Raw genomic sequence first — 6,597 nt, 5'->3', positions numbered from 1 at the left:
TTTGCCCGCATCGACAGCAGCCAGCCGCGCGAAGCCGTGTGGCAGGACATCCTGCGCGTGTTGGAGCAGCGCACATGGTGATCGGCCCCGACGGCGAACTGGGCCTGCCCTGGCTGCGGCCGGTGCTGGACCAGGCCCTGGCCAGCGTGCGCGGCCATGCCACGCTGGTGCATGGCCCCGGCGGCGTCGGCCAGTTTGAACTGGCGATTGCGCTGGCCCAGGCCTGGCTGTGCGAAGCGGCCGAGCCCGGCCCGCGCCCCTGTGGCCGTTGCGCCGCCTGCCACCTGATGCAGGCCCGCATGCACCCCGACTTCCATCTGCTGATTCCTGACGCGCTGCGTGAGCCGCTGGGTTGGCAGATGGACGGCGAGGGCGCCCGCGACAGTGACGCCAAGAAGGCCAAGCCCAGCCGCGAGATCAAGGTGGAGGCGGTGCGCACCGCCATCGACTGGAGCCAGCAGACCTCGTCGCGCGGGCGCGGCAAGGTGGTGGTGATCCACCCCGCGCAGGCGATGAACCTGGTGGCCGCCAATGCCTTGCTCAAGACGCTGGAAGAGCCGCCCGGCAACCTCAAGCTGCTGCTGTGTTCCAGCGACCCCGAGGCGCTGCTGCCCACGCTGCGCAGCCGCTGCCAGCGCCTGCTGCTGCCGCGGCCCGAGCGGGCGATGGCGCTGCAATGGCTGGCCAGCCAGGGCGTGCAGGAGGCCGAAGTGCTGTACGCCGCCGCCGGCGAGCAGCCGGTGGAAGCGCTGGCGATGCTGCAGGCCGGCATCGACGCCGCGCAGTGGCGGCGGCTGCCGCAGGCGCTGCGCGCCGGCCAGGCGGCGGCGCTGACGGCCTGGCCGCTGCCGCGCGCCATCGACGCGCTGCAAAAGCTCTGCCACGACCTGACGGTGGTGGCCGTGGGCGGCGAGCCTCGCTACTTCGAGGCCACGCAGCTGCCGCCGGGCGCGCAGCTGCCGGCGCTCAATGCCTGGCAGGCCACGCTGCGCCGTGCCGCGCGGCATGACGAGCATCCTTGGAATGCCTCGCTGCTGATCGAATCGCTGGTGCTGGAAGGCCGCGGCGTGTGGCCGGCGGCGGCTCCGGCCCCACGGGGCGGTGGCCGGGGGCGCGTCGGTACACTCTGAGCACGATGAACGAACCCGCTGCACGCCCCGGCGCTGCGCCTGGCGCCACTGCCACACCGGTAACCGCGCCGATGACGCAGGGCACCGCGCCCGCCGCCAGCGGCCGGCCCAGCGTCATCCAGCTGGTGTTCCGCGACAAGGCTTCGCTGTATGCCGCCTACGTACCGCTGTTCTCTGACGGTGGGCTGTTCGTGCCCACCACGCGCGACTACAAGCTGGGCGACGAGATCTACCTGCTGCTGTCGCTGCCCGACGACCCTCAGCGCTACCCGGTGGCCGGGAAGGTGGGCTGGATCACCCCGGCCAATGCCTCGGGCGGCCGCACCCAGGGCGTGGGCGTGCGTTTTCCCACCGACGAAAAAACCCGCGTGATGAAGCTGAAGATCGAGGAAATCCTCGGCACCTCGGTGCAATCGGCCAAGCCCACGCAAACCATCTGACCCGTGTACGTCGATTCGCATTGCCATCTCAGCATGGCCGACTTCGCCCCGCGCATGCCCGACATCCGCGCCGCCATGGCGCAAGCCCAGGTCGACCGCGCGCTGGTCATCTGCACCACGCTGGAAGAGTTCGACGCGGTGCATGCGCTGGCGCTGCAGTACGACAACTTCTGGGCCAGCGCCGGCGTGCACCCCGACACCGAAGGCCTGCGCGAGCCCAGCTACGAAGACCTGATGGACCTCGGCAGCCGCCCGCGCGTGGTGGCCATCGGCGAGACGGGCCTGGACTACTACCGCCTGAACGGCCGCAGCATCGAAGACATGGCCTGGCAGCGCGAGCGCTTTCGCACCCACATCCGCGCGGCGCGGACGCTGGGCAAGCCGCTGGTCATCCACACCCGCAGCGCCAGTGACGACACGCTGGCCATCCTGCGGGAGGAGGGCGCCGGCCCGGGTGAAGCCCCGCGTGGCGTGTTCCATTGCTTCACCGAGACGGCCGAGGTGGCGCGTGCGGCGCTGGATCTGGGCTTTCACATCTCGTTCTCGGGCATCCTCACCTTCCGCAATGCGCAAGACCTGCGCGAGGTGGCGCGCTGGGTGCCGATGGACCGGCTGCTGATCGAGACGGACAGCCCCTACCTGGCGCCGGTGCCGTTCCGCGGCAAGGTCAACCAGCCGGCCTATGTGCCCCACGTGGCCGCCCAGCTGGCCGAGCTGAAGGGCTGCAGCGCCGAGGAAATCGGCCGCGTGACCAGCGAGAACTTCGAGCGGCTCTTCGGGGTGGCCGCATGAGCCTGCCATTGCACACCGCCATGCACCGTCGCCTGCTGCTGGCCGGCGCCGCCTCGCTGGCCGGCCTGGCCGCGCTGCCCGCGCGTGCCGGCTCCTACGAAGACTTCTTCCGCGCGATCAACATCGACGCGCCGGACATCATCCGCGACCTGTTGGCGCGCGGCTTCGACCCCAATGCCCGCGACCCGCGCGGCCAGGTGGCGCTGTCGCTGGCCTTCAAGGACGAATCGCTGAAGGCGGCCGAGGCCCTCTTCGCCCATCCGCAGCTGGACGTGAATGCCGAGAACCCGGTGGGCGAAACCCCGCTGATGATGGCCGCGATGCGCGGCTACCTCGACTGGGCGCAGCGGCTCGTCAAGCGCGGCGCTAAGGTCAACAAGCCGGGCTGGTCGCCGATGCACTACGCGGCCATCGCGCCCGACCACCGCATGTTGCAGTTCATGCTGGCGCAGGGCGGCGATGTGTCGGCCCTCAGCCCCAACGGCACCACGCCGCTGATGATGGCCGCCCGCAATGGCGACGAGCGCACCGTCGACCTCCTGCTGGCGCGCGGCGTGGACGTGAAGGCCAAGAACCAGGCCGGCTACACCGCGGCCGACATGGCCCGCTCGCAGGACCGCGACAACCTGGCCGACCGGCTGAAGTCCCTGATGCGCTGACGCCCCTGTCAGCGATCTTCCGACGCGGGCTTTGGCCCGAGGACGACTGTTGCGGCGTTCGGCTGCTTCGTAAAGTTCTTTCATCGCGGGCATGGTGCCGGCGTCTGGAGAGAACGATGATCAAGACGGCTGCCGCCAATCCTTTTGCCCTGATGATCAACCCCGACGTGGTGCTGCGCGCCGTCGAGCGCTCGGAGCGCCTGGCCCGCCTGAGCAGCCGCATCTGCCGCCCGCTGGACAAGCCGCTGATTCCGAAGAACGACGACATCGACTACGGCGACGATGACGCCGAAGACGGCGAAGTCTGAACCCCGCACCCAGCCGCCCACAGGGCGGCTTTTTGTTGTCCCAGGCTCGCTGATTGCCCAGGCCCTCCCGCAGGAGGGATCATGACAGTAGCAAGTGCAGACATCGCCGAGGGCGAACAGCTCGAGCGGATACCCACCGGCATCCCCGAACTGGACCTGGTGCTGCGAGGTGGCGTGGGCAAGGGCAGGGTGCACCTGGTGGAAGGCCGCCCCGGCACCGGCAAGACGACGATGGCCACGCAGTTCCTGGTGGCCGGCCGCGACCGCGGCCTGCGCGGCCTGTATGTGGCGCTGTCGGAGACCGCCGAGGAACTCGCGGCCAGCGCAGCCAGCCACGGCTGGCACTTGAAGGGCATCGAGGTGCTGGAACTGGCGCCCGAACAATCGCGCCGGGGGCTCGACCAGAGCATCCTCGAGCCCAGCGAGCTGGACCTGGGCGAGACCATCGACCAGATCGTCGATGCGGTGGCGCACACCCAGGCCACGCTGGTGGTCATCGATTCGCTGGCCGAGGTGCGGCTGCTGGCCACCGAGCCCAACCGCTACCGGCGGCAGATCATGGCCTTGCGCCGCCAGCTGCTGCAGTCGGGCGCCACCGTGCTGCTGCTCAACGACATGACCGAGGGCGGCGACTACGACCTGCAGGCCATGGTGCACTGCGTGGTCAGCCTGCAGATGACCGAGCGCAGCTATGGCGCCGCGCGGCGCCGGCTGCGGGTGGTGAAGATGCGCGGCGGCGACTTCCAGAGCGGTTGGCACGACTTCGTCATCCAGCGCGGCCAGCTGATCGTGTTTCCCAGCCTCATTGCGCAGGAGCACGAAACCGGACATCCGCGCGAGGTGCAGTCCTGCGGCAGCGCCGAGCTGGACGCGCTGTTCGGCGGTGGCCTGTCGCGCGGCAGCACCACGGTGCTCACCGGGCCTTCTGGCGTCGGCAAGTCGACGCTGGCGATGCAGTTGCTGCAGGCCGCGGCCCGCGGGGGGCAGCGCAGCGCCTACTTCTCGTTCGACGAGGCGCAGGCCAGTGCGCAGGAGCGCGCCGAGCACCTGGGCTTCGACTTCAACGCCCTGGTGGCCAGCGGCGCGATGCACTGGGAGCGCGCCAATCCCACGCGCATCTCGCCCGGTGAATTCGTGTGGAAGGTGCGCCGCCAGGTGGAGGACAACGGCGCCTCGATGGTGGTGATCGACAGCCTGAACAGCTACCTCGAGACCATGCCCGAGGAACAGGCGCTGATGCTGCAGCTGCACGAGCTGCTGACCTACCTGTCGCACCAGGGTGTGGTTACGCTGATGGTGCTGGCCGAGCGGGGCGTGGTGGAGCCGCTGGAGTCGCCGATCGACCTGTCCTTCTTGAGCGACGCGGTGGTGCTGATGCGCTACCACGAGGCCGGCCACGACCTGCGGCGCACGATCACCGTCATCAAGAACCGCACCGGCCGCCATTCCAGCCGGGCGCATGCGTTCACGCTGGCGCGCGGCGGCCTGCACATCGGCGATGCGATGCAGGCCGACCTTGCGGCGACCCTGCCTGCCTGCTGACCATGCAGGAACGCCTGCTCATCCTCACGGGCTCGCGGCACGACGACGAGGTGCTGGTGGAGGTCGCGGCCCACCTGGAGCTGCGGGCCGTGTGCTGCACCACGGTGGAAGAAGTCTGCGAAGCGGTCGGCCGCGAGGCCGGCGCGCTCGTCATCACCGAAGAAGCCTGCGGCCCGGGGCCGGTGGAGGTGCTGGCCAGCTGCCTGGCGCAGCAGCCGCCCTGGAGCGACCTGCCGGTGATCGCGCTGACCTCGCGCCGCGTCAGCGGCACCGCCACGCAGCGGCAGGCCTTGTTCGACCGGCTGGGCCACGTCACCCTGCTGCAGCGGCCGCTGCGCTGGGAAACCTTGCTCAGCGCCGTGGCCGCCGCGGTGCGCAGCCGCCGGCGCCAGCATGTGCTGGCCGACCACATGGCGCGGCTGTCGGCCTCGGCCGAGCACCTGGAAGACCAGGTGCGCCAGCGCACCCGCACGCTGCGCAAGACGCTCACCCAGCTGCAGGAAACGCAGCAGCAGCTGGTGGAGTCTCAGCGCATGGAAGCCATCGGCCAGCTCACCGGCGGCGTGGCGCACGACTTCAACAACCTGCTGCAGGTGGTCAACAGCAGCGTGACGCTGGCGCAGCGGGCGCAGGCGCGGCCGGAGCTGCAGCACAAGGCGCTGACCACCATCAAGCAGGCCACGGCGCGGGGCAGCAAGCTCACGCAGCAGCTGCTGGCCTTTGCCAGCCGCCAGCCGCTGGTCGAACAGACGGTGGACCTGGCCAGCGTGATGGCCGCCTTCGGCGAATTCCTGCAGCGTGCGGTGCGGCAGGAAATCCGGCTGACCGTGCGTGTGGCGCCGGGCACCTGGCCGGTGACCATCGACGTGGCCCAGCTGGAAATGTCGGTGATGAACCTGGTGGTGAATGCGCAGGACGCGATCCACGGCCCCGGCACCATCGACGTGGCCGTGGCCAATGCCGACGAGCCACCCCCCGCCCTGGCCGCCGCCCTGGCCAGCGGCGGGGAGGGCGCCCGGCCGGCGGACGAGGCTTTCGTGTGCATCGAGGTGCGCGACTCCGGCAGCGGCATGAGCGAAGACACCGCGCGCCAGGCGTTCGAGCCCTTCTTCACCACCAAGGCGCCGGCCAAGGGCACCGGCCTGGGCCTGAGCCAGGTCTACGGCTTTGCACGCCAGAGCGGCGGTGCGGCTGCGGTGCTGCGCACGGGCAGCACTGGCACCACCATCGGGCTGTGGCTGCCACGCGCCGCCACCACCGACCGCCCGGTGGTGCAGCGGGGCAGCGAAGCGCCGGCCGCGGCGCCCGCGATGGACCGCCCGCGTCGGGTGCTGGTGGTGGAAGACGACCCGGCGGTGGCCGAGGCGGTGGAGACCATGATCCGCGCGCTGGGCTTCGAGACCAGCAGCGCCCGCTCGGCCGCCGAGGCGCTGAAGGCCGACCTCACCGGCCACGACCTGGTGTTTTCCGACGTGCTGATGCCCGGCGGCATGGACGGCGTGGAACTGGCGCTGCGCCTGCGCGAACTGCACCCCGGACTGCCCATCCTGCTGACTTCCGGCTACGCCGGCGCCCCCGAGCGCGTGAGCCAGGCGGGCTTTCCGCTGCTGAGCAAGCCCTACACCGAAGAGGCCTGGCTGGCGGCGGTGCAGCGGTTGTTGAAGGTGGGTGTCGGACCGTGAGGGCGGGCGAGCTGGAGAGCAGCGTCGTTCGCCAAGTCTTTGAT

7 protein-coding genes are annotated in these 6,597 nt (G+C 70.5%); all 7 read left to right on the top strand.

From position 1 onward, the window contains the following. The first annotated feature begins 74 nt into the window (after window positions 1-74). On the top strand, window positions 75-1,130 hold the full coding sequence (locus ABNT58_RS26895) for a DNA polymerase III subunit delta' (RefSeq protein ID WP_348756445.1): 1,056 nt from the start codon (window positions 75-77) through the stop codon (window positions 1,128-1,130). Between the two features lie 71 nt (window positions 1,131-1,201). Continuing rightward, on the top strand, window positions 1,202-1,570 hold the full coding sequence (locus ABNT58_RS26890) for a PilZ domain-containing protein (RefSeq protein ID WP_348756444.1): 369 nt from the start codon (window positions 1,202-1,204) through the stop codon (window positions 1,568-1,570). 3 nt (window positions 1,571-1,573) lie between these two features. Continuing rightward, a complete protein-coding gene (locus tag ABNT58_RS26885) occupies window positions 1,574-2,362 on the top strand; it encodes a TatD family hydrolase (RefSeq protein ID WP_348756443.1) in 789 nt (262 codons plus the stop codon). Continuing rightward, window positions 2,359-3,021, top strand: coding sequence for an ankyrin repeat domain-containing protein (locus ABNT58_RS26880; protein ID WP_348756442.1), 663 nt, complete (start codon window positions 2,359-2,361; stop codon window positions 3,019-3,021). The genes ABNT58_RS26885 and ABNT58_RS26880 overlap by 4 nt, the downstream gene beginning before the upstream one ends. 116 nt (window positions 3,022-3,137) lie before the next feature. Beyond that, on the top strand, window positions 3,138-3,329 hold the full coding sequence (locus tag ABNT58_RS26875) for a hypothetical protein (RefSeq protein ID WP_348756441.1): 192 nt from the start codon (window positions 3,138-3,140) through the stop codon (window positions 3,327-3,329). Between the two features lie 81 nt (window positions 3,330-3,410). Next, window positions 3,411-4,871 (top strand): ATPase domain-containing protein, encoded by a 1,461-nt coding sequence (locus ABNT58_RS26870; RefSeq protein ID WP_348756440.1) that lies wholly within the window; start codon window positions 3,411-3,413, stop codon window positions 4,869-4,871. A 2-nt stretch (window positions 4,872-4,873) separates the two neighbouring features. Then, window positions 4,874-6,553: a response regulator gene (locus tag ABNT58_RS26865; RefSeq protein ID WP_348756439.1), complete on the top strand. Its 1,680-nt coding sequence runs from the start codon at window positions 4,874-4,876 to the stop codon at window positions 6,551-6,553. Window positions 6,554-6,597 lie beyond the last annotated feature (44 nt).

Origin of the sequence: uncultured Aquincola sp., from assembly GCF_964001545.1 — a bacterium.
GTDB lineage: Bacteria > Pseudomonadota > Gammaproteobacteria > Burkholderiales > Burkholderiaceae_C > Aquincola.
The sequence above is the reverse complement of the archived record's forward strand: the minus strand, read 5'-3'. Positions and strand labels throughout refer to the sequence as shown.

Bases quoted from the DNA above. Each gene is read 5' to 3' on its own strand.
- ABNT58_RS26895 (WP_348756445.1), top strand. From the start codon at position 75: ATGGTGATCGGCCCCGACGGCGAACTGGGCCTGCCCTGGCTGCGGCCG.
- ABNT58_RS26890 (WP_348756444.1), top strand. From the start codon at position 1,202: ATGACGCAGGGCACCGCGCCCGCCGCCAGCGGCCGGCCCAGCGTCATC.
- ABNT58_RS26880 (WP_348756442.1), top strand. From the start codon at position 2,359: ATGAGCCTGCCATTGCACACCGCCATGCACCGTCGCCTGCTGCTGGCC.
- ABNT58_RS26875 (WP_348756441.1), top strand. From the start codon at position 3,138: ATGATCAAGACGGCTGCCGCCAATCCTTTTGCCCTGATGATCAACCCC.
- ABNT58_RS26870 (WP_348756440.1), top strand. From the start codon at position 3,411: ATGACAGTAGCAAGTGCAGACATCGCCGAGGGCGAACAGCTCGAGCGG.
- ABNT58_RS26865 (WP_348756439.1), top strand. From the start codon at position 4,874: ATGCAGGAACGCCTGCTCATCCTCACGGGCTCGCGGCACGACGACGAG.